The 14,944-nt window shown below is 61.5% G+C and carries 17 protein-coding genes; 14 read left to right on the plus strand and 3 right to left on the minus strand.

The genetic code is table 11. The features are described 5' to 3' along the window. Positions 1-21: 21 nt before the first annotated feature. Positions 22-477 carry a MaoC family dehydratase gene (locus tag Q1V60_RS22830; RefSeq protein WP_300635065.1) on the minus strand — a complete coding sequence of 152 codons (456 nt, stop codon included), beginning with the start codon at positions 475-477 and terminating at the stop codon, positions 22-24. Between the two features lie 181 nt (positions 478-658). Between Q1V60_RS22830 and Q1V60_RS22835 the strand changes: the two genes are divergently transcribed. The 3 genes from Q1V60_RS22835 to Q1V60_RS22845 are packed head-to-tail and all read left to right on the plus strand — an operon-like array spanning position 659 to position 2,337. Beyond that, the gene (locus Q1V60_RS22835) at positions 659-1,012 is read left to right on the plus strand and encodes a CidA/LrgA family protein (protein ID WP_300635066.1); all 354 of its coding nucleotides are present in this window, start codon (positions 659-661) and stop codon (positions 1,010-1,012) included. Then, a complete protein-coding gene (locus Q1V60_RS22840; protein WP_300635067.1) occupies positions 1,009-1,725 on the plus strand; it encodes an LrgB family protein in 717 nt (238 codons plus the stop codon). Before Q1V60_RS22835 ends, Q1V60_RS22840 begins: the two co-directional genes overlap by 4 nt. A gap of 21 nt (positions 1,726-1,746) precedes the next feature. After that, the gene (locus Q1V60_RS22845; RefSeq protein ID WP_300635069.1) at positions 1,747-2,337 is read left to right on the plus strand and encodes an LON peptidase substrate-binding domain-containing protein; all 591 of its coding nucleotides are present in this window, start codon (positions 1,747-1,749) and stop codon (positions 2,335-2,337) included. Here Q1V60_RS22845 and Q1V60_RS22850 read toward each other — a convergent pair. After that, positions 2,334-3,650: a bifunctional DedA family/phosphatase PAP2 family protein gene (locus Q1V60_RS22850; protein WP_300635071.1), complete on the minus strand. Its 1,317-nt coding sequence runs from the start codon at positions 3,648-3,650 to the stop codon at positions 2,334-2,336. The genes Q1V60_RS22845 and Q1V60_RS22850 overlap by 4 nt on opposite strands. A gap of 114 nt (positions 3,651-3,764) precedes the next feature. Beyond that, entirely contained in the window at positions 3,765-4,448 is a 684-nt protein-coding gene (locus Q1V60_RS22855) for a DNA-3-methyladenine glycosylase (RefSeq protein ID WP_300635073.1), read from the minus strand. Positions 4,449-4,622: 174 nt separating this feature from the next. On the opposite strand from Q1V60_RS22855, the gene Q1V60_RS22860 reads away from it, so the two are divergent. The 11 genes from Q1V60_RS22860 to lipB form a co-directional block, all read left to right on the plus strand. Next, complete coding sequence (locus Q1V60_RS22860; protein WP_300635075.1) at positions 4,623-5,888, plus strand: glutamate-5-semialdehyde dehydrogenase; 1,266 nt, start codon at positions 4,623-4,625, stop codon at positions 5,886-5,888. Then, the gene (gene nadD, locus Q1V60_RS22865; RefSeq protein ID WP_300635077.1) at positions 5,888-6,532 is read left to right on the plus strand and encodes a nicotinate-nucleotide adenylyltransferase; all 645 of its coding nucleotides are present in this window, start codon (positions 5,888-5,890) and stop codon (positions 6,530-6,532) included. The genes Q1V60_RS22860 and nadD overlap by 1 nt, the downstream gene beginning before the upstream one ends. 69 nt (positions 6,533-6,601) lie before the next feature. Next, a complete protein-coding gene (gene rsfS, locus Q1V60_RS22870; protein WP_003176298.1) occupies positions 6,602-7,096 on the plus strand; it encodes a ribosome silencing factor in 495 nt (164 codons plus the stop codon). A 9-nt stretch (positions 7,097-7,105) separates the two neighbouring features. Then, entirely contained in the window at positions 7,106-7,573 is a 468-nt protein-coding gene (rlmH, locus tag Q1V60_RS22875; RefSeq protein WP_003176297.1) for a 23S rRNA (pseudouridine(1915)-N(3))-methyltransferase RlmH, read from the plus strand. A gap of 15 nt (positions 7,574-7,588) precedes the next feature. Further along, positions 7,589-9,487: a penicillin-binding protein 2 gene (mrdA, locus tag Q1V60_RS22880; protein ID WP_300635081.1), complete on the plus strand. Its 1,899-nt coding sequence runs from the start codon at positions 7,589-7,591 to the stop codon at positions 9,485-9,487. Between the two features lie 31 nt (positions 9,488-9,518). Further along, positions 9,519-10,622 (plus strand): rod shape-determining protein RodA, encoded by a 1,104-nt coding sequence (gene rodA, locus Q1V60_RS22885; protein WP_300635092.1) that lies wholly within the window; start codon positions 9,519-9,521, stop codon positions 10,620-10,622. 17 nt (positions 10,623-10,639) lie between these two features. Beyond that, positions 10,640-11,650, plus strand: coding sequence for a lytic murein transglycosylase B (gene mltB, locus Q1V60_RS22890; RefSeq protein WP_300635082.1), 1,011 nt, complete (start codon positions 10,640-10,642; stop codon positions 11,648-11,650). Next, positions 11,650-12,654 (plus strand): septal ring lytic transglycosylase RlpA family protein, encoded by a 1,005-nt coding sequence (locus Q1V60_RS22895; protein ID WP_300635084.1) that lies wholly within the window; start codon positions 11,650-11,652, stop codon positions 12,652-12,654. Before mltB ends, Q1V60_RS22895 begins: the two co-directional genes overlap by 1 nt. A 183-nt stretch (positions 12,655-12,837) precedes the next feature. Then, positions 12,838-13,995: a D-alanyl-D-alanine carboxypeptidase family protein gene (locus tag Q1V60_RS22900; protein ID WP_300635086.1), complete on the plus strand. Its 1,158-nt coding sequence runs from the start codon at positions 12,838-12,840 to the stop codon at positions 13,993-13,995. Between the two features lie 84 nt (positions 13,996-14,079). Continuing rightward, positions 14,080-14,355 (plus strand): DUF493 domain-containing protein, encoded by a 276-nt coding sequence (locus Q1V60_RS22905; protein WP_300635088.1) that lies wholly within the window; start codon positions 14,080-14,082, stop codon positions 14,353-14,355. Beyond that, the coding region (gene lipB / locus Q1V60_RS22910) for a lipoyl(octanoyl) transferase LipB (RefSeq protein ID WP_300635090.1) at positions 14,355-14,944 on the plus strand (590 nt) is incomplete at its 3' end. The genes Q1V60_RS22905 and lipB, both read left to right, overlap by 1 nt.

Genomic DNA, 14,944 nt, shown 5'->3' on the forward strand with positions numbered 1-14,944 from the left:
TGCCTCACCACAGGCGCGGCCTTAAACGAAGCAGAGTGACAGCGACTCGGCGACGTAAGCAGGTTTGTCCTGACCTTCGATTTCCAGGGTGGCGGTAGCCTTGAACAGCCATTGGCCCGGTTTTTTCTCGTGCACATCGGTAAGGGTGACGTTCAGGCGCACCTTGGAGTCGACCTTCACCGGCTGGATAAAGCGCACGCTGTCCAGGCCGTAGTTGATCGCCATCTTCAGGCCTTCGGGCATGATCAGAATGTCTTCCATCAGTTTGGGCATCAGCGACAGCGACAGGAACCCATGGGCGATGGTGCTGCCGAACGGGGTTTGCGCCGCCTTGACCGGGTCGACGTGGATGAACTGATGATCGCCGGTGGCCTCTGCGAACAGGTTGATGCGCGCCTGGTCGATGGTGAGCCATTCGGAACGTCCCAGTTCCTTGCCGACATAATCTTTGAGCTGCGCTACGGGTACATAGGGCATTGCGTCTCTCCTGGGTTCATCATGCTTATCCCCCGCTGAACAGGGGGTTTTTATGGGATACAGAGAACCGATGTAGATCATCATGGGCAATCGACCCGGTCAACCCAACATGCTTTTGGCGAATGCCGGAGCATAGGGCGGGCGTGCTTATAATGCGCATGAACTTTGAGGGGGGCGGAGGATGCTGTTACGTGGCCTGACCTGGCTGGTGCTGTTTCAATTGATCGGCACTGCGATCAATCATTTGGTGTTGCCGGTATTGCCGGGGCCGATCATCGGCCTGTTGCTGATGCTCGGCTTCCTGATCTGGCGCGGCGAAGTCAGCGAACCGTTGAGCCTGGCGGCCGGCAGCCTGCTGCGCTATTTGCCGTTGCTGCTGGTGCCGCCGGCCGTGGGCGTGATGGTGTACGCCAAAGACATCGTTGCAGACTTCTGGGCCATCGTCGGCGCACTGGTGCTGTCGCTGGTCATCGCTATGGCGGTGGTGGGCGTACTGATGCAACAGATGGTCAAGCGCAAGGAGAAGGATCAATGATGTTCGACTGGCAGGGCGCCTGGACGGCCGTCATTCATCACCCGCTGTTCGGGATCGGCATCACCCTGGGCGCTTATCAACTGGTACTGGCGGCTTTCGAGAAAACCCGCTGGATCTTCCTGCAGCCGGTGCTGGTCTCCATGTTGCTGGTGATTGGCGTGCTGCTCGGCTGCGGCCTGAGCTACGCCGAATATCGCAAGAGCACCGAGATCATGGGTATTCTGCTGGGGCCTGCGACGGTAGCGCTGGCGGTGCCGCTTTATCTGAACCTGCGCCGGATTCGCCAATTGTTCTGGCCGATTTTTACTACGCTGGTGATTGGTGGGGTGTTGGCCACTGGTTTGTGTGTGCTGTTGGGCTGGTGGTTCGGCGCCGAACACAGGGTGCTGATGACCATGGCGCCCAAATCGGTAACGTCGCCGATTGCCATGTTGGTGGCCGAGCAGATCGGTGGCGTGGCGGCGTTGGCTGCGGTGTTCGTGCTGATTACCGGGGTGGTCGGCGCGATGATCGGCCCGGCGTTCTTGACCCGCCTGGGCGTATACAGCCCTGAAGCGCGCGGCATGGCCCTGGGCATGACGGCTCACGCCGTCGGCACCTCGGTGGCCCTGCAGGAAAGCGAAGAATGCGGCGCCTTCGCGGCGCTGGCGATGAGTCTGATGGGCGTGGCCACGGCGGTGTTGCTGCCGCTGGCCGTGTCGGTGATTGTTTAAATCGGGTTTAAGGAAACCTTTATGAGTCTGGCGCTGTTTCCGCTCAACACCGTGCTGTTCCCTGGCTGCACCCTCGACTTGCAACTGTTCGAGGCGCGCTATCTGGACATGATCAGCCGCTGCATGAAAAAGGGCGAAAGCTTCGGCGTGGTGTGCATCCTCGACGGCAAGGAAGTCGGCATGGCCCCGGATGGCTACGCCCTGATCGGCTGTGAAGCGCTGATCCGCGACTTCAAACAGCAGGACAACGGCCTGCTGGGCATTCGTGTCGAAGGCGGGCGGCGTTTTCGCGTACGTGACGTCGGGGTACAGAAGGACCAGTTGCTGGTGGCCGAGGTGCAATGGCTGGAGGAGCTGCCAGACCAGCCGCTGGGCGAAGAGGATGCCGACCTGCTGGCGCTGCTGCAGGCATTGGCGGAGCACCCGATGGTCGCCTCGCTGGATATGGACGCCTTTGCCGACGGCCAGCAGGCCCTGAGTAATCAGTTGGCGTATCTGCTGCCGTTCACCGAGGCCGATAAGATCGACCTGCTGCAACTCGACGACCCGCAGCAGCGGCTGGATGCGATCCAGATGCTGCTGGATGAGTTGCAAGGTGAGCTGTTTACCTAATAGGCGTAGCGCAGCAGGGCGTGTGATGTGCCGACCAGTGCGATAAAGCTCAGCACGGCCACCAGTGCCGGCAGCAGCAGCCACCAGGTTTTTTGCGACATGGCCGGCAGCGGGCTTCGGTATTCGCTGATGCCCAGGCTGAACGCGCACACCGTCACTGCCAGCAGCGTACCGGCGAGGATGTCGGTGGGCCAATGGGCGCCCAGATAAACCCGCGACAGCGCGATGAATGCCGCAGGAATACAGCCCAGCAGCATCCAGGTCAGGCGCATCCGCGTAGGTTGGCCGCGCCCGGCGAGTATCGCCAGGGCCAGGAAAAACGCGAACGCGCCGGACGCGTGCCCGCTGGGCATGCTGAAACTGGTCAGAGGGTCTGTCAGGATTTCCGGGCGGCCACGCGCGAAAAACAGCTTGCTCGCGGTGTTGATCACCGCCGCCCCGGCCAGTGTTACGCCGACAAACACCGCATGGCGCCATTGCCGCGCCAGCAGCAGCAAGCCGGTGAATACCGCGCTGGCGACGAACATTTTCTTGAATTCGCCCAACTGGGTGATGCGCACCATCACTTCGTCCAGCCAGGGGCTGCGGTGTTCCTGCACGAGTGCGCTCAGGCCGTTGTCGAAGTTATCCAGCGAGTGGTAGCCGATAAACAGCGCGATCAACAGCGCCAGGCTGGCGCAACCAATCCACAAGGTGGCGCGGCGATGGCCGCGCAGGCTGCTGTTCAAGCTCAGCCCGATCACCACGGCGAGGCACCCCGCGACCACCGCCGCTTCCGGCCAGAACCCCTCGGGCAACGGCAGGCGGAAGGCGGCGCCGGTCGCCCAGCCCGGTAACAGGTACGCTATCGACCAGCCTGCCGCCGCCACGACGCTCACCATCGCGAAGCGCGGAAACGGCATGTCGCACATGCCGGCGACCATCGGCAGCATGGGCCGCAACGGGCCGATGAAGCGCCCGACCAGCAGGCTGGCGATGCCGTACTTGTGGAAGTAGGTTTCGGCGCCGTTCATCCATTCCGGGTGCTGGCGCAGACCGGGCAGGCGCCGGATGTTCTGATGGAAATGTCGTCCCAGGAAGTAGGAAACCCCATCGCCCACTAACCCACCGAGGAAACCCAGCAGCAAGGTTTCACTGAGCGACAGTGCACCGCTGCCGGCGAGCGCCGCAATGGCAAACAACAATACCGTGCCCGGCACGATCAGGCCGGCGATGGCCAGGCATTCCACACAGGCGACGATAAATACCGCTACTGCCAGCCATTCGGGGTTCAGGGTCAACCAGCCGGTAATGCTATCGAGCCATTGGCCCATACGATCCACTCCACCAATGCAATACATACTGAGAAGCACCGAAGATCAACTGTGTGTGGCTTGCCTGCTCCCACAGTTGATCTTCGGTGCTGCAAAGCTCAACGTAAATTCAATTCAAATCAAAAAATAATCGCGGCCTTCGACCTGCCCCCGGCGCAGCGGGTTCCGTGTGCAATAAGGCGCATAGCCAGCATCGACGAAGCGGTACATCAAATGCTCATCGCGCCCACTGGGAATGCCCAGCCGTGTGGTCTGGATGATTTGAGTGGGTACCTGGCCCACGTCTTCCACATACAACAGTTCCTGGTCGAAGCGCTTGGCGTCCCACATCGGCACCTTCAGGCCCAGCGCCTTGCACAGCAGCGTCTGGCCCGCGCAGAGTTTCTGCGACGGGCGCGGGCTACCGTCAGGGTTAGGGTTGTTGACTAACATTTGCGCCAGGCTCGCCGGCCCGGAAATGTCATCGACCCAGGGATAAGCCGATTTGATCAGCACAGCATTGCCCGGGCCCTGGGCGCTGAAGTTCAGCGAATCACCGCCGCGAGCGTAGTACATGTAGATATGCCCGCCATCCAGAAACAAAGCCTTACGTTTTTCTGTGTAGCCGAGTGAGGCATGGCTGCCTTTTTCGGCCACGTAATAGGCTTCGGTTTCGATAATGCGCGCCGAAAGCCAGATTTCGCCGACACGATGGCGAATGACTTTCCCGAGCAAATCTTGCGCGAGCAACTGTGCGTCGCGGTCGAAGAAGCTGTCGGGGAGGGCGCTGGCGGGGAGTTCGGGAGTCTTTGTGGACATAACGGTCAGGGTTATTACGGCTAAATGTGACGGAATCATAACAACTCCCACCTTAATTACCGCTGAACCCCAGGTTTTTACAGTTCATTTCGACCATCCGCCCCTCACCGCTGTCAGTCGGGCGGCGTCACAGCTATAATCTGCCGCTTTCCTCTTTGCCAAGACTCCCTGACCATGACTGAGTCCGTTCTTGACTACATGACCCGCCTGGGTCGCGCTGCCCGTCAGGCCTCGCGGTTGATCGCCCGTGCGAGCACCGCGCAGAAGAACCGTGCGCTGCTGGCCGCCGCCGAGGCTCTGGACGCTTCGCGCTCCGAGCTCGCCGCCGCCAACGAACAGGACCTGGCCAACGGCCGTGCCAATGGCCTGGAGCCGGCCCTGCTGGATCGCCTGGCGCTGACCCCGGCGCGTATCGACGACATGATCGAAGGTTTGCGTCAGGTGGCCAAGCTGCCTGACCCCATCGGTGAAATCCGCGATATGCGTTACCTGCCGTCCGGCATCCAGGTCGGCAAGATGCGCGTGCCCCTGGGCGTGATCGGCATCATTTACGAGTCGCGCCCGAACGTGACCATCGACGCTGCGAGCCTGTGCCTCAAGTCGGGCAATGCCACCATCCTGCGCGGCGGTTCCGAGGCGATCCATTCCAACCGTGCTATCGCTGCCTGTATTCAGCAGGGCCTGGCCGTGGCCGAGTTGCCCGCCGAGGTGGTGCAAGTGGTGGAAACCACAGACCGCGACGCGGTTGGCGCGTTGATTACCATGCCGGAATTCGTCGATGTGATTGTGCCGCGTGGCGGCAAGAGTCTGATCGAGCGCGTCAGCCGCGACGCCAAGGTGCCGGTGATCAAACACCTGGACGGCGTGTGCCACGTCTTTATCGACGTCGCCGCCGACCTCGACAAAGCTATCCGCATCGCCGACAACGCCAAGACCCATCGCTACGCGCCATGCAACACCATGGAAACCCTTTTGGTTCACGCCGGCATTGCCGAACGCGTGCTGCCGCCGCTGGCTGCCATCTACCGCGACAAGGGTGTGGAATTGCGCGGTTGCGCGCGTACTCGTGGGCTGCTGGGCGCGGACGTGATCAAGGCGACCGAGCAGGATTGGTACACCGAATACACGGCGCCGATTCTGTCGATCCGCATTGTCGACGACCTGGATCAGGCCATCGAGCACATTAATAAATACGGCTCCAAGCACACCGATGCCATCGTCTCCGAGCATTTCAGCGATGCCCGGCGTTTTCTCACTGAAGTGGACTCCGCTTCCGTGATGATCAACGCCTCAACGCGCTTTGCCGATGGCTTCGAGTACGGCCTGGGGGCGGAAATCGGCATCTCCACCGACAAGCTCCATGCACGTGGCCCGGTTGGCCTGGAAGGCCTGACCAGCGAGAAATACGTGGTGTTCGGCGACGGTCATGTGCGCACTTGATGGCTAAACGCATCGGGCTGCTCGGCGGTACTTTCGACCCCGTGCACATCGGCCATTTGCGCAGTGCCCTTGAAGTCGCGGATGCCCTCGCGTTGGACGAGTTGCGCCTGATGCCCAATTTCCGGCCGCCCCATCGCGATACGCCGCAGGTGTCAGCGCAGCAGCGCCTGGAAATGGTGCGTGTTGCGGTGGAGGGTATATCGCCGCTGGTGGTGGACGATCGCGAGCTCAAGCGCGACAAACCGTCCTACACTGTCGACACCCTGGAGCTTATGCGCGCCGAGTTGGGCGCCGATGACCAGTTGTTTCTGCTTTTGGGCTGGGACGCATTTTGCGGCCTGCCCTCTTGGCACCGCTGGGAGGAACTCCTCCAGCATTGCCACATCCTGGTTTTGCAACGCCCGGATGCCGACAGCGAACCGCCGGATGCCTTGCGCAACCTGCTGGCCGCGCGGTCGGTAAGTGACCCCTTGGCCCTGACCGGGCCGAATGGGAATATTGCATTCGTCTGGCAGACCCCGCTTGCGGTGTCCGCCACCCAGATCCGTCAACTGCTGGCCAGCGGTAAGTCGGTACGTTTCCTGGTGCCTGACGCGGTCCTGGCCTACATCGATGCGCACGGACTTTACCGTGCGTCGAACTGAAAAGGCGCGCTTGTCGCTACGCACAGTCGTGCAGCGAGCGCCCGAACATATGAGCAAAACGAGTTTTATATGACGAACAAAGACGTAAGCAAAGTTAAGCGCAAAGGCACCTTCAAAAGCGCGCCGCTGCCGGTAGAAGCCCACGTTGGCCCGGAACTGGCTGGCGAAGAGCTGGTAAAAGTCGCCGTGGCTGCCCTGGAAGACGTGAAAGCCCAGGACATCCAGGTGCTGGACGTGCGCGACAAGCAGAGCATCACCGACTTCATGATCATCGCCACCGGTACCTCCAACCGCCAGATCGGCGCGATGCTGGACAAGGTTCGCGAAGCCGTCAAAGCCCAGGGCGTCAAGCCGCTGGGTGAAGAAGGTAAGGGCGACAGCGACTGGGTGCTGCTGGACATGGACGACGTGATCGTCCACATGATGACCTCCAACGCCCGTCAGTTCTATGACTTGGAGCGTCTGTGGAAAGGCGCCGAGCAGAGCCGCGCCGCCGATGGCAAGCACCACAGCCCGGAAGTGGGCCACGCGCACTTCGACAAGCTCAACAAAGACCAGGAATAAGGAACGGCTGTGCGCCTGCGTCTGATCGCTGTCGGTTCACGCATGCCCAAGTGGGTGGAAGAAGGCTGGCACGAGTATGCCAAGCGTCTGCCCGCCGAGCTGTCGCTTGAGCTGGTGGAAATACCGCTCAACACCCGGGGCAAGAATGCCGACGTGGCGCGCTTTATCCGTCAGGAGGGCGAAGCCATGTTGGCCAAGGTCGGCCCCAATGAGCGCATCGTGACGCTTGAAGTGCACGGCAAGCCCTGGAGCACAGAGCAGTTGGCGGTGGAACTGGACCGCTGGCGCCTGGATTCGCGCACCGTCAACTTTATGGTGGGTGGCCCCGAAGGGCTGGCGCCGGAAGTCTGTGCGCGGGCCGATCAGCGCTGGTCGCTGTCGGCGCTCACGCTGCCGCACCCGTTGGTAAGGATTCTGATCGGTGAACAGCTGTATCGCGCCTGGACAGTGCTGTCTGGGCACCCTTATCACAAATAATCTGCGCCATTCCCGATGACCCAGCCAATCCGCATCAAGGACCACGAGAAAGACGCACGTCTTGTACGCGCACGCGTGGTGTTTGGCGCGGTCATGGTGGTGCTGCTGATTGGGGTGCTGATCGCCCGTCTGTATTTCCTTCAGGTGATCCAGTACGAGTACCACTCCACCCTGTCGGAAAACAATCGGGTGCACGTGCAGCCGATCCCGCCGACCCGTGGGCTGATTTTCGACCGCAATGGCGTGGTGGTGGCGGATAACCGGCCCAGCTTCAGCCTGAGCATGACCCGCGAGCGTTCCGGCGACTGGCAGCAGGTGCTCGACGTGATCGTCGAGGTGCTGCAGCTGACGCCGGAAGACCGGGTCATTTTCGAGAAGCGCATGAAGCAGGGGCGCCGGCCTTTCGAGCCGGTGCCGATTCTGTTCGAGCTGAACGAAGAACAGATCGCACGGATCGCGGTGAACCAGTTCCGCCTGCCGGGCGTGGAAGTGGTGGCGCAGTTGGTGCGGCATTACCCGCAGGGGCCGCACTTTGCGCATTCGGTCGGCTACATGGGGCGTATCAACGAGAAAGAGCTGAAAACCCTCGACCCGGTCAATTACAGCGGCACCCACCACATCGGCAAAACCGGCATCGAGCGTTTCTACGAGCCTGAACTGCACGGCCAGGTGGGTTACGAAGAGGTCGAGACCAACGCCCGCGGCCGCGTGTTGCGCGTGCTCAAGCGTACCGATCCGTTACCGGGCAAGGACATCGTGCTGAGCCTGGACATCAAGTTGCAGGAAGCAGCCGAAATGGCGCTGGGTGGTCGTCGCGGTGCGGTGGTGGCGCTGGACCCGAAGACCGGCGAAGTGTTGGCCATGGTCAGCCAGCCCAGTTTCGACCCCAACCTGTTCGTGACGGGTATCAGCTTCAAGGCCTATGCCGAGTTGCGCGATTCCATCGACCGGCCGCTGTTCAACCGCGTGCTGCGCGGCCTGTATCCGCCGGGTTCGACCATCAAGCCGGCGGTGGCGATTGCCGGCCTGGATTCGGGCGTGGTCACGGCGTCGAGCCGGGTCTACGACCCTGGCTACTACATGCTGCCCAACTACGATCACAAATACCGTAACTGGAACCGCTCCGGTGACGGCTATGTCGACCTGGACACCGCAATCATGCGCTCCAACGACACCTATTTTTACGACCTGGCCCACAAGCTGGGTATCGATCGCTTGTCGGCCTACATGGGCAAGTTCGGCCTCGGTCAGAAAGTCTCCCTGGACATGTTCGAAGAGTCGCCCGGCCTGATGCCGTCGCGCGAGTGGAAGCGGGCAACGCGCCGCCAGGCGTGGTTCCCCGGCGAAACCCTGATCCTCGGCATTGGCCAGGGCTATATGCAGGCCACCCCGCTGCAACTGGCCCAGGCGACTGCGCTGGTCGCGAACAAGGGCGTCTGGAACCGTCCGCACCTGGCCAGGACCATCGAGGGCGAGAAGCCGGTGGATGAGAACCCGATCCCCGACATCGTTCTGCGCGACCCGTCCGACTGGGCCAAGGTCAACCACGGCATGCAACAGGTCATGCACGGCGCTCGCGGCACCGCACGCAAGGCGGCGCTGGGTGCGCAGTACCGCATCGCCGGCAAGAGCGGTACCGCCCAGGTGGTGGCGATCAAGCAGGGTGAAAAATACGACCGATCCAAGGTTCAGGAGCGCCACCGCGACCACGCCTTGTTTGTCGGTTTCGCCCCCGCCGAAGACCCTAAAATCGTGGTGGCGGTGATGGTGGAGAACGGTGAGTCCGGCTCCGGTGTGGCCGCGCCTGTGGTGCGGCAGATCCTGGATGCCTGGCTGCTGGCCCCCGATGGCAAGCTCAAGCCCGAATATGGCGGCCCCCCTTCAAGCCCCGAGGTTACGGCCCGTGAAGAGTAATTTTGACCGCATCCTCTCCAGTGAAGATGTGATGCGTCGCCGTGCGACGTTGCTGCAACGCATGCACATCGATGGCCCGCTGCTGGTGCTGCTGCTGATATTGGCGGCCGGCAGCCTGTTCGTTCTTTATTCGGCCAGCGGCAAGAACTGGGACCTGCTGATCAAGCAAGCGTCTTCATTCGGTCTTGGGCTGTTGTCGATGGTGGTGATCGCCCAGCTCGAGCCGCGCTTCATGGCGCGCTGGGTGCCGCTCGGTTATGTCGCCGGGGTGTTGCTGCTGGTGGTAGTGGACGTGATGGGCCACAACGCCATGGGCGCGACCCGCTGGATCAACATTCCGGGGGTGATTCGCTTCCAGCCGTCGGAATTCATGAAGATTCTCATGCCGGCCACCATCGCCTGGTACCTGTCCAAGCGCACCTTGCCGCCACAGCTCAAGCATGTGGCGATCAGCCTGATCCTGATCGGCGTGCCGTTCGTTCTTATCGTACGCCAGCCGGACCTTGGCACTTCGTTGCTGATCCTGGCGGGTGGCGCGTTCGTGCTGTTCATGGGTGGCTTGCGCTGGCGCTGGATCCTCAGCGTGCTGGCCGCCGCCGTGCCCGTGGCGGTGGCCATGTGGTTCTTCTTTATGCACGACTACCAGAAGCAGCGAATCCTGACGTTCCTCGACCCTGAGAGCGACCCGTTGGGCACGGGCTGGAACATCATCCAGTCCAAGGCGGCGATCGGTTCCGGCGGCGTGTTCGGCAAGGGCTGGTTGCTGGGTACCCAGTCGCACCTGGACTTTTTGCCTGAAAGCCACACCGACTTCATTATCGCGGTGATGGGCGAAGAGTTCGGCCTGGTAGGCATTTGCGCGCTGTTGCTGATTTATCTGCTGTTGATCGGGCGCGGGCTGGTGATCACCGCGCAGGCGCAGACGCTGTTCGGCAAGTTGCTGGCCGGCAGTCTGACCATGACTTTTTTTGTTTATGTTTTCGTCAACATCGGTATGGTCAGTGGCCTGCTGCCGGTGGTTGGGGTGCCGTTGCCGTTCATTAGCTACGGCGGAACTTCGCTGGTGACATTGCTGTCAGCGTTTGGGGTTTTGATGTCGATTCATACGCATCGCAAATGGATCGCACAGGTTTGAATAAGGTGAAGATGTCAATGCAAGTAATGCGCGGCTGGGCAACTCGGCATGCGTCCTGGATGGGCCTGATTGGGCTGCTGGGCGCAACGCAGGAGGTGCAGGCCGGTGACTACGATGGCTCACCTCAGGTCGCCGAATTTGTCGGTGAGATGACCCGCGACTACGGTTTCGCCGGTGAACAGCTGATGGGCGTGTTGCGCGAAGCCCAGAAAAAGCAGGCGATCCTCGACGCCATCTCGCGCCCCGCTGAACGGGTGAAGCAGTGGAAGGAATATCGCCCGATGTTCCTCACCGACGCCCGCGTGGCCCGGGGCGTAGACTTCTGGCGCCAGCATGAGGCGGTACTGGCCCGCGCCGAGCAGGAATACGGCGTGCCGGCCCAGGTTATCGTCGCGATCATCGGCATCGAAACCTTCTACGGGCGCAATACCGGCAGTTACCGGGTGATCGACGCCTTGTCGACCCTGGGCTTCGATTACCCGCCCCGCGCCGAGTTCTTCCGCAAGGAGCTGCGCGAATTCCTGCTGCTGGCCCGTGAAGAGCAGGTCGACCCGCTGACCCTGAAGGGTTCGTACGCTGGAGCGATGGGCTTGCCGCAGTTCATGCCGAGCAGCTTTCGCGCCTACGCCGTGGATTTCGACGGCGACGGGCATATCAATATCTGGAGCAACCCGGACGATGCCATCGGCAGCGTGGCCAGCTACTTCAAGCGCCACGGCTGGGTTGCCGGCGAACCGGTGGTGATCCGCGCCGATGTGACGGGCGAGCACGCCGACGAAGGCCTGACCCAAGGTATCGAACCGGTGAAGAACGTCGGGGAGTTGCGAGCGCTGGGCTGGTCGAGTCAGAATGCGCCACGCGATGATATGCCGGTGACGGCGTTCCGCCTCGAAGGTGCGGATGGCCCGGAATACTGGATGGGCCTGAAGAATTTCTACGCAATCACGCGTTATAACCGCAGTGTGATGTACGCCATGGCCGTGCATCAGCTGTCAGACGAGCTGGTTCAAGCACGGGGCAACAAGTAATGCGGGTATCGCCGTTCAAAAAACCGCTCAAGCTGGTGGCGTTCGCCGCGTTGTCTTTGCTGGTCGCCAGTTGCTCAACTACCCCGAACCGCGCGCCGGCCAAGAAGGCCGGCGGTGCGGTGGTTCGCGCCCAGCCGGGCCTGGACATCAACCGTGCGCACAAAGACGGCGCACCGTGGTGGGACGTGGATGTGTCGAAGATCCCCGATGCCACGCCAACCCTGCATACCGGTGCCTACAAGGCCAACCCGTATACCGTTCTGGGCAAGAATTACTTTCCGCTGCAGGACTCCAAGACCTACGTGCAGTCGGGCACGGCGTCCTGGTACGGCACCAAGTTCCATGGCCAGAACACCGCCAACGGCGAAGTGTATGACCTGTACGGCATGAGCGCGGCCCACAAAACCCTGCCGCTGCCCAGCTACGTTCGCGTGACCAATCTGGACAACAACCGCACGGTGATTCTGCGGGTCAATGACCGTGGGCCGTTCTATTCGGACCGCATCATCGACCTGTCCTATGCCGCCGCGAAGAAACTCGGCTACGCCGAAACCGGCACCGCCCGGGTGAAAGTCGAAGGCATCGACCCGGCGCAGTACTGGGCCCAGCGTGGCAAGCCGGCGCCGTTGATGCTCAACGAGCCGCAAACCCCGCAACCGCAAGTGACGGCGTCGACCGGCAAGATCGAACAATGGACGCCGCCGCCAGCGCAGCATGCGCCGGATACGGTGGTCGTGCCCCATGCGGCGCCCGGTGCCTCCACCGTAGGCGGGCAGTACTTGCAGGTGGGCGCTTTCGCCAACCCGGATGCGGCAGAACTGTTAAGGTCCAAGCTCAGCGGCATGGTCAGCGCGCCGGTATTCATCAGCTCCATCGTGCGTAACCAGCAAACCCTGCACCGTGTGCGTATGGGGCCGATCGGCTCGCCCAGCGAAGTTGCGCAAGTACAGAACAGCGTACGCCTGGCTAACCTGGGGCAACCCAGCGTAGTGACCGCGGAATAAGGCGATAGAGGATTGAAGGTTCAGGCGCGTGCGCGTGCCTGGGCCCTGGTTGTTGGCTCGTTGAACAAAAAAACCCAGGGGCAAGGGGTGAGCGGGCAACCGAACACGTGACAGTCTGGAAGCGGGCTGTCTGAATAGTTTTGCCCGCGAGGGCAAGTTTCCATAAGCAATTTCGAGAGACGGATGAACATCACCACCTTAGCCAAACGTACGTGCCTGCTTATCTCGCTGATCATCACCCCGGCCGCCTGGGCGGTTGAGATGGTGCCGGCTTCCCCGCAACTGGCCGCCAAATCCTGGGTCCTGATGGACGCCGCCAGTGGCAACGTGCTGGTCGAAAACGGCGGTGACGTGCGTCTGCCGCCCGCCAGCCTGACCAAACTGATGACCGCCTACATCGCGACCCTGGAAATCCGTCGCGGCCAGATCGGTGAGAACGATCCGGTGACCGTCAGCGAAAACGCCTGGCGTACCGGTGGTTCGCGGATGTTCATCAAAGTCGGCTCGCAAGTCACGGTAAGCGACCTGCTGCACGGCATCATCATCCAGTCCGGTAACGACGCCAGCGTGGCCCTGGCCGAGCACATCGCCGGCAGCGAAGACGCGTTCGCCGACATGATGAACAAGACGGCCGGCGACCTGGGCATGACCAACAGCCACTTCATGAACCCGACCGGTTTGCCGAACCCGGAGCATTATTCGTCGGCTCACGACATGGCGATCCTGGCGCGCGCAATCATCCGCGTCGACCCGGTGCACTACGCCATCTACTCTCAGAAGGAATTCTTCTGGAACAACATCAAGCAGCCTAACCGCAACCTGTTGCTGTGGCGCGACAAGACCGTCGATGGCCTGAAAACCGGCCACACCGACGAAGCCGGCTACTGCATGGTGTCGTCCGCCGTGCGTGATGGCCAGCGCCTGATCGCGGTAGTATTCGGCACCAACAGCGAGCAGGCCCGTGCGGCCGAGACGCAAAAGCTGCTGACCTACGGCTTCCGCTTCTTCGAAACCCAGACCTTCTACCAGAAGGGTGCAGAGCTTGCGACCGCGCCGGTTTGGAAAGGCGCTACTTCGCAAGTCAAGGCCGGCCTGGCCGATGACCTGACCCTGACCATGCCTAAAGGTCAGCTGAAAAAGCTCGCCGCGAGCATGGTCCTGAACCCGCAACTGGTTGCGCCAATCGCCAAGGGCGATGTGATCGGTAAAGTCGAAGTGAAGCTGGACGACAAGGTGGTGCACAGCGCCGACCTGATCGCGCTGGACGCCGTCGACGAAGGTGGTATCTTCCGCCGCGTGTGGGATAGCATCCGTCTATTCTTCTACGGCTTGTTCAACTGATTGTGTGCACCTGCAAAGCCCCGCGTTGATCCGACGCGGGGCTTTGCCGTCGCCACGGCTTACCGCTTACGAGGCTGTTTTGCCATGACCGATAAAGAAGTAAAGGCGCCAAAGATCGAATTCCCGGTGACCGATTATCCCATCAAGGTGATCAGCGATACCGGTGCAGGTCGCAAAGACAGGATTCTTGAGATTGTGCGTAAACACGCCACGATCAACGACAACCGCGTGGACGAACGCTCCAGCTCCACGGGTAAATACACCACGTTCCAGTTGCACATCGTTGCAACGGATCAAGACCAGCTCTACAACATCAACAGCGAATTGCGGGCCACCGGCTTCGTGCACATGGTGCTGTGATGTCACAGGTATTGGGCTTTCGCGAGCTCGGCCGGATGGACTACGAGCCCGTCTGGCATGCAATGCAGCGCTTTACCAATGAGCGCGGCAGTTCGGCTCCGGATGAAATCTGGCTGGTTGAACACCCGCCGGTGTTCACCCAGGGCCAGGCCGGTAAAGCCGAGCATCTGCTACTTCCGGGTGATATTCCGGTGGTGCAGGTCGACCGAGGTGGTCAAGTGACTTACCATGGGCCTGGCCAACTGGTTGCCTATCTGTTGCTGGATGTGCGCAAGCTGGGATTTGGCGTGCGGGATCTGGTAAGCCGCATGGAAGCTTGCCTGATCGAGCTGTTGGCCAGTTACGGCGTGACCGCCGCGGCCAAGCCCGATGCACCGGGGGTGTATGTGGGCGGTGCGAAAATCGCCTCCCTGGGGCTGCGCATTCGTCACGGTTGTTCCTTTCATGGCCTGGCCCTGAATGTGGACATGGACCTGGCCCCGTTCAGGCGGATCAACCCATGCGGCTATGCCGGGCTGGCGATGACCCAATTGAGCGACCATGCAACACCCATAGAATTTGCCGAGGTAAGTGCCCGGCTGCGCGCGCA

It is taken from the genome of Pseudomonas sp. (assembly GCF_030147005.1).
Taxonomy (GTDB): Bacteria; Pseudomonadota; Gammaproteobacteria; order Pseudomonadales; family Pseudomonadaceae; genus Aquipseudomonas.